The organism is Acinetobacter sp. GD03645, from assembly GCF_029845285.1.
Classification (GTDB): domain Bacteria; phylum Pseudomonadota; class Gammaproteobacteria; order Pseudomonadales; family Moraxellaceae; genus Acinetobacter; species Acinetobacter corruptisaponis.
In genome coordinates, this window is the sequence record NZ_JAOCLL010000029.1 from 12,868 (window position 1) to 27,750 (window position 14,883).

The 14,883-nt window shown below is 47.8% G+C and carries 11 protein-coding genes, 1 pseudogene and 1 riboswitch; of the genes and pseudogenes, 11 read left to right on the forward strand and 1 reads right to left on the reverse strand.

The window, feature by feature from the left end:
* Positions 1 to 67 precede the first annotated feature (67 nt).
* A complete protein-coding gene (gene lpxC, locus N5J47_RS17025) occupies positions 68 to 970 on the forward strand; it encodes a UDP-3-O-acyl-N-acetylglucosamine deacetylase (RefSeq protein WP_279961177.1) in 903 nt (300 codons plus the stop codon).
* A gap of 97 nt (positions 971 to 1,067) precedes the next feature.
* Here the strand turns inward: lpxC and N5J47_RS17030 are convergent, their stop codons facing one another.
* Entirely contained in the window at positions 1,068 to 1,508 is a 441-nt protein-coding gene (locus tag N5J47_RS17030; RefSeq protein WP_279961178.1) for a DUF721 domain-containing protein, read from the reverse strand.
* Positions 1,509 to 1,614: 106 nt separating this feature from the next.
* On the opposite strand from N5J47_RS17030, the gene N5J47_RS17035 reads away from it, so the two are divergent.
* The 10 genes and pseudogenes from N5J47_RS17035 to recJ all read left to right on the forward strand — a co-directional run bounded on the left by N5J47_RS17035 (position 1,615) and on the right by recJ (position 14,870).
* The gene (locus N5J47_RS17035) at positions 1,615 to 2,316 is read left to right on the forward strand and encodes a M23 family metallopeptidase (RefSeq protein ID WP_279961179.1); all 702 of its coding nucleotides are present in this window, start codon (positions 1,615 to 1,617) and stop codon (positions 2,314 to 2,316) included.
* A 205-nt stretch (positions 2,317 to 2,521) separates the two neighbouring features.
* Positions 2,522 to 5,239: a pyruvate dehydrogenase (acetyl-transferring), homodimeric type gene (gene aceE / locus N5J47_RS17040; protein WP_279961180.1), complete on the forward strand. Its 2,718-nt coding sequence runs from the start codon at positions 2,522 to 2,524 to the stop codon at positions 5,237 to 5,239.
* A 2-nt stretch (positions 5,240 to 5,241) separates the two neighbouring features.
* A complete protein-coding gene (locus tag N5J47_RS17045) occupies positions 5,242 to 7,191 on the forward strand; it encodes a 2-oxo acid dehydrogenase subunit E2 (protein WP_279961181.1) in 1,950 nt (649 codons plus the stop codon).
* Positions 7,192 to 7,313: 122 nt separating this feature from the next.
* Positions 7,314 to 7,593 (forward strand): annotated as a pseudogene (locus N5J47_RS17050) (hypothetical protein).
* A gap of 40 nt (positions 7,594 to 7,633) precedes the next feature.
* A riboswitch (yybP-ykoY riboswitch) is annotated at positions 7,634 to 7,774 on the forward strand.
* An 85-nt stretch (positions 7,775 to 7,859) separates the two neighbouring features.
* Positions 7,860 to 8,435, forward strand: a complete 576-nt coding sequence (locus tag N5J47_RS17055) for a TMEM165/GDT1 family protein (protein WP_279961182.1) — start codon at positions 7,860 to 7,862, stop codon at positions 8,433 to 8,435.
* A 161-nt stretch (positions 8,436 to 8,596) separates the two neighbouring features.
* Positions 8,597 to 9,403: an MBL fold metallo-hydrolase gene (locus tag N5J47_RS17060; protein ID WP_279961183.1), complete on the forward strand. Its 807-nt coding sequence runs from the start codon at positions 8,597 to 8,599 to the stop codon at positions 9,401 to 9,403.
* A 117-nt stretch (positions 9,404 to 9,520) separates the two neighbouring features.
* A complete protein-coding gene (guaB, locus tag N5J47_RS17065; RefSeq protein ID WP_267981265.1) occupies positions 9,521 to 10,987 on the forward strand; it encodes an IMP dehydrogenase in 1,467 nt (488 codons plus the stop codon).
* A gap of 126 nt (positions 10,988 to 11,113) precedes the next feature.
* Positions 11,114 to 12,451, forward strand: coding sequence for a phosphoglucosamine mutase (gene glmM / locus N5J47_RS17070; RefSeq protein WP_279961184.1), 1,338 nt, complete (start codon positions 11,114 to 11,116; stop codon positions 12,449 to 12,451).
* Between the two features lie 61 nt (positions 12,452 to 12,512).
* The gene (pdxH, locus tag N5J47_RS17075) at positions 12,513 to 13,169 is read left to right on the forward strand and encodes a pyridoxamine 5'-phosphate oxidase (RefSeq protein ID WP_279961185.1); all 657 of its coding nucleotides are present in this window, start codon (positions 12,513 to 12,515) and stop codon (positions 13,167 to 13,169) included.
* Positions 13,170 to 14,870, forward strand: coding sequence for a single-stranded-DNA-specific exonuclease RecJ (gene recJ / locus N5J47_RS17080; RefSeq protein ID WP_279961186.1), 1,701 nt, complete (start codon positions 13,170 to 13,172; stop codon positions 14,868 to 14,870).
* Positions 14,871 to 14,883 lie beyond the last annotated feature (13 nt).

Here is a 14,883-nt window from a genome sequence, read left to right on the forward strand (position 1 = left end):
TATCAAGTGTCAAAACGCCCTAAATATGCTAAGTTATAGCGGTTTTTGCAAATGAAGTTAGCATGGCATGGTGAAACAACGTACTCTCAAGCGTGTGGTGAAAGCGAGCGGTATTGGTCTGCACAGTGGTCAAAAAGTGCTGATCAATTTTGTTCCACACCATATTGATGGAGGCATTGTCTTTCGCCGCATTGACCTGAATCCACCTGTTGATATCCCTGCAAATGCCTTGCTGATCCAGGAAGCATTCATGTGCTCCAACCTTGTCCGTGAAGACATTAAGGTGGGAACCATTGAGCATGTCATGAGCGCGATTGCAGGGCTTGGCATCGACAACCTGATTGTTGAGGTGTCTGCCTCTGAAGTGCCCATCATGGATGGCAGTGCGGGGCCATTTATCTATTTGCTCATGCAGGGTGAACTTGCCGAGCAAGACGCCGCCAAAAAGTTTATTCGCATTTTAAAACCTGTTGAGGCATTGTTTGATGACAAGCGTGCGATCTTTACCCCCCATTCAGGTTTCCAGCTGAATTTCACCATTGATTTTGACCATCCTGCTTTTGCCAAGGAATACCAGTCGGCCACCATTGATTTCTCAACGGAAACATTTGTTTATGAGGTGAGTGAGGCGAGAACCTTTGGTTTTATGAAAGACCTGGACTACTTGAAAGCCAACAATCTGGCCTTGGGCGCAAGCCTGGAAAATGCGATTGGTGTTGATGATACAGGCGTGGTCAATGAAGAAGGACTGCGTTTCGCGGATGAGTTCGTGCGACATAAAATTCTGGATGCGGTTGGTGATCTATACCTGCTGGGACATCAGGTGATTGCCAAGTTTGATGGCTATAAATCGGGGCATGCGCTGAATAACCAGTTGTTGCGCAATGTTCAGAATGATCCAGATTGCTATGAAATTGTAACATTTAATAACGAGAATGACTGTCCGATTCCTTATGTGAGTGTGACATAAGTCATTGTCTTTTCTTGGTAACGTTATATTGTATCAATGTAAACTGAGATTTTTGTCACATAAACAACTTTGTATTTCAATGCTTAAGATAAGCGATTTACTTTTTATTGCTTGCCAAACGCAGTAGAGCTTGGCTAAGCTTAGGGTCGCTCACATATTCAGCGGCGCTGCGTAATAGCTCTTGGGTCTCTGAAGTTAGTGCTTTAGACGGGGGAGATGGTTCTGTAGGGACAGTGGTTTTATGTCTTAACCGAACCTGGATTTTTCGTAATTCCCTGAGGCTTTCAAGTTGGGCTAACTGCGCAACATAGTTGCTTTGTAAATAGCTGAGTTGACTAATCATTGCCTGATTTTCACCAGTTATGGTCAAGACACCATGTTGATAACAAACAACCTGCCATTGCTCTGGTTGGGGCAGCAAGGGTTGAATAATTTTCGTAAGTTGTTTCCATTGGGTAACTTGCGTCGTTAGAAACGTTAAGTTTCCAGTTTTTATGTGTTGTCCTTTCTGTTGAAAAACGTTGCTAGGCTCAGACATATTCGCTTCCTCGGAGGTTGTGTGTCCATCTTAAGCGTTCAGTTCAACTGTGATCAAGGAAGAGATGATAAAGGAACTTTTTAAGGACGGTTTCAAGAGGTTTTTTATGCATCATACGCGTCGTATTTTACTCGCATTTTCATTGGCTGCGTCAGCTGCGTCAGTTGCTTTTGCAGACTACCAGAATATCACCCAGGCAACAGAGGGTGACCGTTTAGAACAGTTGTCACAAACCTTGGCACAGGGTTCATATACTCATCCAGATGATCTGGATCTACCAGCCATTTCGAACGTGTCTGTTAAACTACGTGAAAAAACCATTGAGCTGAACAATGCCACCATTGAAAAGAAATATGGTCGTTCGGCAATTTCCTCCCAGGACAATGCAGCGACATTCTCAGCGAATACAGGCTATTCCTGGCTGGTGAGCCATCCACTACAGGAAGGGCGGGTGAGCTCCACCTGGGGAACCCGAACCTTACTGGGTTCAACCCGCCATCATTCAGGTGTGGACCTTGCGGCACCATCAGGTACGCCAATTTATGCCACAGGCCCAGGTGTGGTGACCAAATCGGGTTGGGGCACAGGTTATGGCCAGTATGTTGAAATTGATCATGGCAATGGCTACATCACCCGTTATGCCCATGCATCACGCCTACTGGTGAATGCAGGTGACCGTGTCAATGCAGGTGAGCACATTGCCAATGTCGGTTGTACAGGCCGTTGTACAGGACCACATTTACATTTTGAAGTGGTTAAGGATGGTCAACGTAAAAATCCATCAACCTATCTCGCAATGTTACCGTAATTTAATTTGTTAACAGTTGTATATAAATACTGTGAAAAATCGCCTTTATTGGCGATTTTTTTATATTTTTGTTTGAATTAGGTCAATGACTATTTAGTGAGAAAATAATAAGGAGTTTTATATTCACCTAGGGCAATATCCTTATCAAAGTAAAACATGATAGAAATAGTACCGACAAAATAACTTAAGGGAAAAGGTGAATTGTATGGCGTTTTATGGCGACTCTGACGCGCAGGAAACCCAGGAATGGCAAGAAGCATTTGATTCAGTATTACAACATATGGGCACGGAACGCGCCGCTTTCTTACTAGAAAAACTATATCAACGGGCAATTGCAAAACACGTTCCAATCCAACGTCTCAATACACCTTACCTCAACACCATTTCAGTTGAAGAGCAACCTGCGATGCCAGGTGACCAGGACATGGAGCGCCGTATTCGCGCCCTGATTCGCTGGAATGCCCTGGCGATGGTGTTGCGTGCCAATAAAACTGGGGATGACCTCGGTGGGCATCTTGCCAGCTTCGCATCCTCCGCCACTTTGTATGATGTGGGCTTTAACCATTTTTTCCGTGCTGCCTCGGATAATTTCGGCGGTGACATGATTTATTATCAGGGTCATTGCGCACCTGGTATCTACGCGCGTTCTTTTCTGGAAGGCCGTTTAACCGAAGAACAGCTCAATAATTTCCGCCGTGAGGTGGGGGGCAATGGGCTTCCGAGTTATCCGCATCCCTACCTGATGCCTGACTATTGGCAGTTCCCAACCGTGTCGATGGGGCTTGGCCCCATTATGTCGATCTACCAGGCACATATTCAAAAGTATCTGATGAATCGTGGCCTGATCAAGGAAGAGGATCGCAAAGTCTGGGCCTATCTCGGTGATGGTGAAATGGATGAGCCTGAAAGCCTGGGAGCCATTTCACTGGCAGGTCGTGAGAAGCTGGATAATTTGGTTTGGGTGGTGAACTGTAACTTGCAGCGTCTGGATGGACCAGTGCGGGGCAATGGCAAGATCATTCAGGAACTGGAGTCGATTTTCCGTGGCGCTGGGTGGCGTGTGATTAAGGTGGTCTGGGGCCGTCACTGGGATCCGTTACTTGCCCAGGACAGTTCAGGGGCATTAAAGGCGCGTATGGAAGAAGCTGTGGATGGCGATTACCAGCGCTATCAGGTGAAAGGTGGTGCCTATGCCCGTGAGAACTTCTTTGGCAAATATCCAGAAGCGGCTGAACTGGTCAAGAATCTCAGTGATGAAGATATTGATGCGCTCAACCGTGGTGGACATGATCCCTACAAGGTCTATGCCGCCTATGCGGAGGCAACCAAGAGCAAGGGGCAGCCAACCGTCATTTTAGCCAAGACAGTCAAAGGCTATGGTTTGTCCGATGAAATCGAGGCGGTCAATAAAACCCACCAGATCAAGAAAATGCAGCTTGATTCATTGAAGTATGTGCGTGACCGTTTTAACCTGCCGATTAATGATGAACAGCTTGAAGAACTGCCATTCTATCGCCCAGCGGAAAACTCGCCTGAACTGAAATATATGAAAGCGCGTCGTGAGGCTTTGGGTGGTTACCTGCCTGCGCGCCGTAAGAACAGCACCTCCCTGCCAATTCCAGAGCTTTCCATTTTTGATGCTGTACTGAAAGGCAGTGGTGAGAAGCAGCAGTCCACCACTATGCTGATGGTGCGCCTGATCTCGGCATTATTGAAAGAAAAGGCCATCAAGGACCATGTGGTGCCGATTGTACCCGATGAGGCACGTACCTTTGGTCTGGAGGGGATGTTCCGTCAACTGGGAATTTATGCGGCACACGGACAGAAATATACGCCCGAAGACAATGAGCAACTCATGAACTACCGTGAGGCCAAAGATGGGCACATGCTACAGGAAGGCATTAACGAGGCGGGTGCAATGAGCGCATGGGCAGCATTGGGCACCAGTTATTCAACCAATAACCTGCCGATGATTCCAATGTATATGTACTACTCCATGTTTGGTTTTCAGCGTATTGGCGACATTGCATGGGCAGCGGGTGATGCACAGGCGCAGGGCTTCCTGCTTGGCGCGACCGCTGGCCGTACCACACTGAATGGTGAGGGCTTGCAGCATCAGGATGGCCATTCGCATATTCTGGCAGGTACCATTCCAAACTGTGTTGCCTATGACCCCTGCTTTGGCTATGAACTTGCGGTGATTGTGCATGATGGCCTGAAACGCATGTATCAGGATCAGGAGCGGGTGTTCTATTATCTCACGGTCATGAATGAAAACTATGAGCATCCTGAAATGCCAGCGGGGGTTGAAGAGGGCATTAAACGCGGGATGTATTTATTAGAGAAAGATGAGCAGGCAACTGTTCAGTTGCTCGGTTCAGGTGTGATTCTGCGCGAGGTGATCAAGGCGGCGAAGATTCTTCGTGATGAATATCAAATCCATTCCAATGTGTGGAGTGTCACCAGTTTTAATGAGCTGGCGCGTGATGGGATGGCATGTGATGAATATAACCGTCTACATCCACTGACAGAGACAGCACAAGAGTCATGGGTATCAAAACAGTTACGCGGTACGGATGGTATTGTTGTTTCTGCTACCGACCATATGCGTGCCTACAGCGAGCAAATCCGTGCCTATCTACCAGACAACCGTCCATACGTGACTTTGGGTACCGATGGTTATGGCCGTTCGGATACCCGTGGCAACCTGCGTAGTTATTTCGGTGTGGATGCGGCCCATATCGTGGTGGCAACCCTGAAGAAACTGGCGGATGAAGGTGAGGTTGAAAACCGTCTAGTCAAGGACGCGATTTCTTCTTTTGAACTGGATACAGATCGTCCAGTGGCATGGGCACCGCAGGCGCATCCTCAGGTACAGGCGGTGGCTGAATATCATGAACATCAAGCAGGTGAGGGGAACTGATTATGCAAATCCAAACACCTGATATTGGCGTAGATAAGGCGCTGGTTGCGGAAATTCTGGTGAAAGTCGGTGATCATGTTGCCGTTGATGACAGCCTTTTGGTGCTGGAGTCAGACAAGGCAACGGTTGAAGTACCAAGCACCAAGGCAGGCATCGTCAAAAATATTCTGGTTCAGCAAGGCGATGAGGTTACCGAGGGCGTGGCACTGATCGAGCTGGAAGATGAATCTCAAACTGCTGAATCACCTGGGCAGGAGAAGCCAGAGTCCGATGCAGCAAAAGCAGAAGAAAAGCCTGTGGTGGAAGCAGAACCAGAAGCTAAGCCAGCAGTTGAAACTACTCAGGCAGCAGCTTCCAGCCAAGTGCTTGATGTGAAAGTTCCAGATATTGGTGTGGAAAAGGCGCTGGTTGCGGAAGTGCTGGTTAAAGTGGGTGACCAGATTGAACCTGAACAGAGTATTGTGGTGGTTGAGTCGGACAAGGCCACGGTGGAAGTACCCAGTACAGTTGCTGGTGTTGTTGAGGCGGTCCAGATCAAAGAGGGTGACAGCGTTAAGGAGGGTGTGGTATTGATTCAGGTCAAGACTACACACACAGATACGCCACCTGAACCAGAGGCCAAACCAGATAAAACGCAGGAAACTGACTCGTCCAGTACAGAAACAGGTGAGCTGGAAATTACCGTGCCTGATCTGGGTGTGGAAAAGGCATTGGTTTCAGAAATTCTGGTGAATGTGGGTGACCATGTCGAAGCACAGCAAAGCTTGTGTGTGGTTGAGTCTGATAAGGCCTCGGTTGAGGTGCCAAGCTCATCTGCGGGTATTGTGAAAGCCATCCATGTGTCACCGAATCAGGAAGTCCGTCAGGGCATGGCGCTGGCAACCATTGAGGTGAGTGGCGAGGAAGTTGCCCCAGCAAAGCCCAAGGCTCAGGCAGCGGTTCCAGCAGAAAGTAAAGCCACAGCGAAGCCGCAACCGACAGCATCGACACCAGCCACTCCTGTGCAGGCAGAGAAACTGACCAAGGCACAGGAAGAAGATAACGCTAAAGTCTATGCAGGCCCCGCCGTGCGTAAACTGGCGCGTGAACTGGGAGTGGTGCTTGCTCAGGTAAAAGCTTCGGGTGAGCATGGCCGTGTGATTAAGGAAGATGTGTTTGCCTATGTGAAAACACGATTAACCGCGCCACAGGCCGCTTCCTCATCCCAAGCGGCGGCAGTCACTGCTGGTTTGCCAGCATTGCCAGACTTTAGTGCCTTTGGCGGTGGTGAAGTGAAAGCAATGACCCGTTTACAGCAGGTGTCTGTGCCGCAATTGTCATTGAATAATTTCATCCCTCAAGTGACACAGTTTGACTTGGCAGATATCACGGAATTAGAAGCGTGGCGTGGCGAGCTTAAAGACGGCTTTAAAAAGCAGGGCATTAGCCTCACTATCTTGGCCTTTATTGCCAAAGCGGTTGCACATTTGCTGAAAGAGGAGCCTTATTTTGCTGGGCATTTGGCAGATGACCAGAAGTCGGTGCTGCTGCGTAACGAAATTCATATGGGCATTGCGGTGGCAACGCCAGATGGCTTAACGGTTCCTGTATTGCGTAATCCTGACCAGAAATCCATTAAGCAGATTGCCACTGAGTTGGCTGAGCTGAGCCAGAAGGCACGTGATCGTAAGTTGTCACCAAAAGACCTGCAAGGTGCCAACTTTACCATTACCAGTCTGGGCAGTATTGGTGGAACAGCGTTTACGCCATTGGTGAACTGGCCGCAAGTGGCAATTTTGGGTATCTCACCTGCAACCATGCAGCCTGTGTGGAACGGTAAGGACTTTGATCCAAGATTAATGCTGCCATTGTCACTGTCCTATGACCATCGGGTGATTAATGGTGCGGATGCGGCGCGTTTTAGCAATAAATTGACCAAACTGTTAAAGGATATTCGAAGTTTGTTGCTGTAAAGATTTTTAAATTGAGAATACCTCGCCTAAGCGGGGTTTTCTTTTTATGATGATCATTTATTTGGCAATTGCGATAAAATAAAAATTCATTATTCAAAACACTTTTTAGAATTGGTGCAAGGATGTTGGTGATTTATCGGGTGATGCTGCCATTGCTACTCATCGTTTTTGTCCTGATGGGGTTGTGGGTCAGCTATTTGCATTTTCCGTGGGCTTGGGTGATGTATGTTGTAATGGGGTTGGAAATGCTGGTGGCGACAGTGGTCATGGCAATGGAATATCAGGCCCAGCATGTGGGTGGCGCAAGTGGCGGGCAGCTTTGGTTTTCTTGGCCTCAGTGTCTATTTGGCCTTTTTACTGGGCATCGTCCGTGTGCTGATTTGGGCTTACCAAAAATTTTGAGTCTAGCGATTTAAAACGATTTAATTCTTTGGTAAAATAAAACCACTTCATTGGGGAGTAGCCGCTCTTTACGCAAAGTAGAGAGGTGATGATCAACATAATTGTTCAACAGAACATGGTCATCATAGCAAAGAACCAAAAACAGCTTTTCAGCTGTGCTTTTGTTGGCAAGACCTTTGATTTATCACTCTGCAATCAATCCATTTGATTTTGGCTAGCAGGAGGGATAGGTCATCGGTATATTTTGCTAGCCAGAGCATTCAATCATGTATGAATTTCTCATCTCCACCTCAGTTGTTGCCCTTGCTGAAATGGGCGATAAAACCCAACTGCTGGCATTGCTGCTTGCGGCACGTTTCCGTAAACCGATTCCCATCTTAATTGCCATTTTACTGGCCACCACCATCAATCATGGCCTCTCCGCGGTACTGGGACAATGGATTACCACGGTACTTAGCCCTGAAGTCCTGTTGTGGATTCTTGCGCTCGGTTTTATTGGCATGGCGATCTGGATGCTGATCCCCGATGAACTGGGTGATGAAACTGAAAGCATCAATAAATGGCAGAGATTTGGTGTGTTTGGTGCAACCTTTATCCTGTTTTTTCTGGCAGAAATTGGTGATAAAACCCAGATTGCCACGGTTGCCCTGGCGGCACGTTTTGACAGTGTGTTTTGGGTGATGTGTGGTACAACGGTAGGGATGATGATTGCCAATGCGCCAGCGGTATTTATTGGCGACAAACTGGCAGATAAGCTCCCCATCTCATTGATTCATAAAATTGGTGCCGCGATCTTCCTTGTGGTCGGTATTTCGGCATTGGTGCAGCATTATTATTTCTAGTACTCATTCCCAGGCATATAAACAAGACCCATACCTCGTTATGGGTTTTTTCTTATAAATTACGATAAAAGTCCAATATTAGATTGAAACATGGGCTAAATCCCATTATTTTGTTATGGAATTAAAATATTTCATATTTAAAGGTTTTTTCTGGGGTTGTTATGAGCTTTGAGCGGACTACATCGCAAATACTATTTGATAATGGTACACATAAATGCATTAGTTTTACCAGTTTGGTGAAAGGTGAGGGCATTCAGGCCAACCAGTTCCTGATTATTGACCATGACCGCGCCGCAGTGCTCGATCCAGGGGGCGACCTGACCTATGTGCCCTTAACCATGGAGTTAAACCGCTATACCAAACTGAAAAATCTGGACTATGTGATGGCATCACATCAGGACCCTGACATCATCACCTCAATGCCGCGCTGGCTGGTCTATACCGATGCCAAGGTGGTGGCATCCAAGCTATGGGCACGCTTTTTACCGCACCTAAACTCTGCATTTATGAGCGACCGCATGAAAGGAGACTGGGAGGAACGACTGATTGAGCTACCTGATACAGGTCAGGTGATTGCATTGGGTGAGTCTGCGATTGTTGCCATTCCAGCCCATTTCCTGCATTCGGTAGGCAACTTCCAGTTTTATGATCCAGTCGCCAAAATTCTTTTTTCAGGGGATATGGGGGCCTCAATTGTTGATGATGCCAGCCAGCCGATTACCGATTTTGAATTACATATCAAGAAGATGAAAGGCTTCCATCAGCGTTATATGTGTTCCAATAAGGTCATCCGTTTGTGGGTGAATATGGTTCGCCAGATGGACCTCGACATGATTGTGCCGCAGCATGGCACCGCATTTGTTGGAAAAGAGATGATCAACCAGTTTCTGGACTGGATTGAGGGTCTGGAATGTGGGGTGGACCTGATGAATGAATATGTGTTCAGTATTCCAGCCGAGATCAGTTAGAATTTTTTAAGGCAGGACAGGGACAGTCAGTGCCTATAAATTATTTTCATCATAGAAAATGAAAATCACGGCAAAATTTGTTTATAATAGCTCACGGAAATTACCAGTGAGATTGTTATGCTGACCATCGTTCAAGAAGCCTTGACCTTCGATGATGTCTTATTACTTCCTGCCTACTCAACTGTTCTCCCAAAAGATGTCTCCTTAAAGACACGTTTAACTCGCGGCATCCAACTGAATATCCCCCTCGTTTCTGCTGCAATGGATACAGTGACTGAGTCACGTATGGCGATTGCGATGGCGCAGAATGGCGGTATTGGTATTTTGCATAAAAACATGGACATTGCAGCGCAAGCCGCTGAAGTGCGCCGTGTGAAAAAATTTGAAGCGGGTATGGTGAAAGACCCAATCACCGTTACCCCTGAAACCACTGTGCGTGAGCTGATTGCGATTACCCAGGCGAATAATATTAGCGGTGTGCCTGTGGTTAAGGATGGCAAGGTTGTGGGTATCGTGACAGGTCGTGATACACGTTTTGAAACCAACCTTGAACAACCTGTCAGCAACATCATGACAGGTCAGGACCGTCTGGTGACTGTTCGTGAGGGCGAGTCTAAAGAAAACATTCAGGCATTGCTGCAAAAACACCGTATTGAAAAAGTGTTGGTCGTTGGTGAACACAACGAACTCAAGGGCTTGATTACGGTGACTGATTTCCGTAAAGCTGAAAGCTATCCAAACAGTTGTAAAGATGACCTTGGCCGTCTACGTGTGGGCGCCGCGGTGGGTACAGGTGCGGAGACACCAAGCCGTGTGGAAGCATTGGTTGATGCTGGCGTGGATGTGATTGTGGTGGATACCGCACATGGTCACTCAGCAGGTGTGATTGAACGCGTTCGTTGGGTAAAGGCAAACTATCCACAGGTTCAGGTGATTGGTGGAAACATTGCGACGGGTGATGCGGCGTTGGCCTTGCTTGATGCAGGTGCGGATGCGGTAAAAGTGGGGATCGGTCCTGGTTCAATCTGTACCACTCGTATTGTGGCGGGTATTGGTATGCCACAAATTTCTGCAATTGACAGTGTCGCGAATGCATTGAAAGACCAAATTCCCCTGATTGCGGATGGTGGTATTCGTTTCTCTGGCGACATGGCGAAAGCGATTGGCGCGGGTGCCAGCACCATCATGGTCGGTTCACTCCTTGCAGGGACTGAAGAGGCGCCAGGTGAGGTTGAATTCTTCCAGGGTCGTTACTATAAAGCGTATCGTGGTATGGGGTCTTTGGGGGCAATGGCGGGTGCAACAGGTTCCGCTGACCGTTATTTCCAGGACTCTAAAGCGGGTGCTGAGAAGTTGGTGCCAGAAGGAATCGAAGGCAGAGTTCCATACAAAGGCCCGATGGGTAACATCGTACACCAAATGATGGGTGGCTTACGTTCTTCTATGGGCTATACAGGTTCATCCGTGATTGAAGAGCTTCGTCAAAATGCGAAATTTGTGAAAATTACCTCAGCAGGTATGTCGGAATCACATGTACATGACGTGACCATTACCAAGGAAGCGCCGAACTATCGAGTTGGTTGATTTTTGGTAATTTAGCCGTTGGAAAAACCGTCAGTTCACTGACGGTTTTTTTGTTTTGGTGTAAAGTGAAAGCATGAATAAAGATATGGCACAGCGTCATATAAAACATAAGAAAGTGAGTAAAAAATGAGTTATTTTGGCACTGATGGTATTCGTGGCAAGTTCGGGCAAATGCCGATTACCCCTGAGTTTGCATTAAAACTGGGTTTTGCGGCAGGAAAAGTATTAAAAAGAAACAGCCCTAAAAACAAGCCAATTGTTGTGTTGGGCAAAGATACCCGTTTATCTGGCTATATTCTGGAAGCGGCGTTGCAGTCGGGCCTGAATGCCGCGGGTGTCTATGTGCATTTACTGGGACCCTTGCCAACACCAGCGATTGCCCATTTAACCCGTGCCCTGCATGCACATGCGGGCATTGTGATTTCGGCATCGCACAACCCTTATTTTGATAATGGCATTAAATTCTTTTCCAGCGAGGGTAAAAAACTTCCCGATCACTTGCAGGATGAAATTAATCAGGAACTGGAAAAAGAACTGCTCATAGATGATACAGCGAACCTGGGTAAAAGTGTTCGTGTCAAGGATGCCAATGGACGCTATATTGAATTCTGTAAATCCTCATTTCCCTATCATTTTGATTTAAATGACTTAAAGATTGTGGTGGACTGTGCCCATGGTGCCGCTTACAACGTCGGGCCGTCCGTGTTCCGTGAGCTTGGAGCGAAAGTTATTTCACTTTATAACGAGCCAGATGGTTTAAACATTAATGAAAACTGTGGCTCAACCCACCCTGAACAATTGCAGAAAGCGGTGGTCGAGCATCAGGCTGACCTTGGGATTGCCTTTGATGGTGACGCAGACCGTGTGGTGATGGTGGATAAAAATGGTCAGTTGATTGATGGCGACCATATCCTTTACATCCTTGCGACACAGGCGAAAAACAAGCCAGCGGGTGTGGTGGGCACCGTGATGAGCAATATGGCGCTGGAGCTGGCCTTGCAGCAAGCCAATGTAGGCTTTGTACGTGCCAAAGTCGGTGACCGTTATGTGTTACAGGCACTTGAAGAAAATGCGTGGGCGATTGGTGGGGAACCGTCAGGGCATATTCTAACGCTGGATAAAAGCACCACTGGCGATGCCATTATTGCTGCATTGCAGGTATTAACGGTGATGGTGGAACAGGGCAAGGCACTGCATGAACTGGTGGCGGGTTTTGAACTGTTCCCGCAGGTGCTGGTCAACGTACGTTTGCAACAGATGATTGACCCATACTCAATTCCTGCGCTGGTTGAAGAGTTTGAGAAAGCGGAACAACAACTTCAGGGCCGTGGACGGCTGTTGATCCGTAAGTCTGGAACCGAACCTGTGATTCGGGTCATGGTTGAGGGTGATCAACTTGAGGAAGTTGAAGCACTGGCAAATCATCTGGCAGATGCGGTACGCACCCAGGCTCAAGCAGCATAAATATTGGTAGGGGCGTATGGTATATGCCCGATGCTCAATTGTTTCACGTCAGAGAGAAAATATGAGTGATCTAGTCAAAGACCTGAGTGAATTGCGTTTAAGCTATGAGCAAGGTGAACTACATGAAGCACAAATCAACGATAGTCCACATCTACAGTTCCTGAACTGGTTTAACCATGCGCTTGCTGCAAATCTGCATGAACCCTATGCCATGTCATTGGCGACTGCAAATGCACAGGGTCGTCCGCATGTGCGCACTGTGTTGCTGCGTGGTGCGACGGAAATGGGCTATGACTTCTATACCAATTATGACAGCCAGAAAGGAATGGATCTTGCTGAGAATCCTTATGCCGAGTTGCTGTTTTACTGGCCAAGTCTGGAACGGCAGGTACGGATCGGTGGCAAAGTCATCAAGATTTCCGAACAGGAATCGACTGACTATTATTTGAAACGTCCGCGTGACAGCCAGATTGCGGCACATATCAGCACACCGCAAAGTGGTGTGATCAGCAGCCGTGACGTGTTACAACAGCGTTTTCAGGACTTGCAGCAGCAGGTGGCTGATCAGGACGAGCTTAGCAAGCCTGAGTTTTGGGGCGGTTATCGTCTGCAAGCTGACTATTATGAGTTCTGGCAGGGACGACCAAACCGTTTGCATGACCGCCTAAGTTATGAAAAACATAATGGACTTTGGACCATACAGCGTTTGATGCCATAAATGACCCAGATAAAAATTCAACAAAGGCCCTTACTTACACGCCCTGAACAGTTTCAGGGCGTGCCAGCTTTCATTGCTGAAATATTGGCACGACGTGGCGTTCAGTCTGAACAGGAACTTGAGCTTAAACTCAAGCATCTGCTTGCACCCACTCTCAAGGGACTGGACACGGCGGTTGAACTGATCGATCAGGCGATTGAGCAGCAGCAGAAGATTGTCATTATTGGTGATTATGATGCCGATGGTGCGACCAGTACCGCCCTGATGGTTTTGGTGCTGCAAGAGATGGGCGCAGTGGTTGAATATCTGGTGCCTGACCGTTTCAAGTATGGTTATGGGCTCACGCCTAAAATTGCTGAACTGGCACAGCAGACCTATCAGCCAGATTTACTGATTACGGTGGATAATGGCATCTCCAGCCATGCAGGGGTTGAAACGGCACAGGCTTTGGGGATGAAGGTGATTATCACTGACCACCACCTGACCACCAAGCAAACCCCATCCGCAGAGGCCGTGGTGAATCCCAACCAGTTGGGCTGTGACTTTCCAAGCAAGGCATTGGCAGGCGTGGGGGTGGCGTTTTATGTGCTGGCGAAGTTGTCATCTCATCGCGGCCAACAGGGTAAAAGCAGCAGCAAGGTGACGCAGTATCTGGATTTGGTTGCTTTGGGCACCTATGCCGATGTGGCAACACTGGACAATAACAATCGGATTTTGATTGATGCGGGCCTTAAGCGGATTCAGCAGCACCAGTGTCGAGCAGGAATTCTGGCCCTACTGGATATTGCAGGGCGGGATGCTGCAAGCCTGCGTGCACAGGATTTGGGTTTTGTGCTTGGACCACGTATCAATGCGGCTGGTCGTATGGAAAGCATGCGAATCGGGATAGAGTGCCTGCTTGCGCCCGATATGGCAAGTGCCTATCCAATTGCCCAGCAATTAAACCAGTTAAATATCGAGCGCCGTCAGGTTGAGGGTGCGATGAAGCAACAGGCACTCAGTGCTTTACAACATATTCAGTTGGAAACGGAACATTTACCTGCGGCTTTGGTGATGTTTGATGAACAGTGGCATCAGGGTGTGATTGGTATTGTCGCTGGGCGATTAAAGGAACAGTTTCATCGTCCAAGTTTGGTATTTGCCCCTGATGAGGATGGGATTCATATTAAAGGTTCGGCGCGTTCAATCGAGGGCATTCATATTCGCGACACCATTGAACAGGTGGCGGAGCAGTATCCCCATTTGGTCAGCCATTTTGGTGGACATGCCGCCGCCGCTGGCCTTACCCTGAATAAAGCTCATTTTGAGGAGTTTAGGCAGATCTTCATCCAATATATTGCGGAAATGGATCAGGAGCTGTTTCAGGCAACCTTGTGGACGGATGGTGAACTGCCAGATACGGCATTGGACCTTGCGACCCTGAACTGGATTGAGCAGCTTGGCCCGTGGGGACAGAAATTTCCGCTGCCTCAGTTTGAGGGAAACTTTAAGGTCATCGACTATCGCTGGTTGAAAGACCAGCATTTAAAGCTAAAACTGGCGCTTGGACAGCAGATTGTGGATGCCATTGTCTTTAATGCGGCAGACCGTTTTGAGTTCAACCCGATGCTGGGCTATGTTGACCTGGTGTATACGCTGGAGCGCAATGTCTTTAATGGCACCACCAGCCTGCAACTTCAGGTTGTATATTTAAGCCAATAAAAAATCCACCCAT

Bases quoted from the DNA above. Each gene is read 5' to 3' on its own strand.
- N5J47_RS17055 (WP_279961182.1), top strand. From the start codon at position 7,860: ATGTATGAATTTCTCATCTCCACCTCAGTTGTTGCCCTTGCTGAAATG.
- lpxC (WP_279961177.1), top strand. From the start codon at position 68: ATGGTGAAACAACGTACTCTCAAGCGTGTGGTGAAAGCGAGCGGTATT.
- glmM (WP_279961184.1), top strand. From the start codon at position 11,114: ATGAGTTATTTTGGCACTGATGGTATTCGTGGCAAGTTCGGGCAAATG.
- guaB (WP_267981265.1), top strand. From the start codon at position 9,521: ATGCTGACCATCGTTCAAGAAGCCTTGACCTTCGATGATGTCTTATTA.
- aceE (WP_279961180.1), top strand. From the start codon at position 2,522: ATGGCGTTTTATGGCGACTCTGACGCGCAGGAAACCCAGGAATGGCAA.
- recJ (WP_279961186.1), top strand. From the start codon at position 13,170: ATGACCCAGATAAAAATTCAACAAAGGCCCTTACTTACACGCCCTGAA.
- N5J47_RS17060 (WP_279961183.1), top strand. From the start codon at position 8,597: ATGAGCTTTGAGCGGACTACATCGCAAATACTATTTGATAATGGTACA.
- N5J47_RS17045 (WP_279961181.1), top strand. From the start codon at position 5,242: ATGCAAATCCAAACACCTGATATTGGCGTAGATAAGGCGCTGGTTGCG.
- pdxH (WP_279961185.1), top strand. From the start codon at position 12,513: ATGAGTGATCTAGTCAAAGACCTGAGTGAATTGCGTTTAAGCTATGAG.
- N5J47_RS17030 (WP_279961178.1), bottom strand. From the start codon at position 1,508: ATGTCTGAGCCTAGCAACGTTTTTCAACAGAAAGGACAACACATAAAA.
- N5J47_RS17035 (WP_279961179.1), top strand. From the start codon at position 1,615: ATGCATCATACGCGTCGTATTTTACTCGCATTTTCATTGGCTGCGTCA.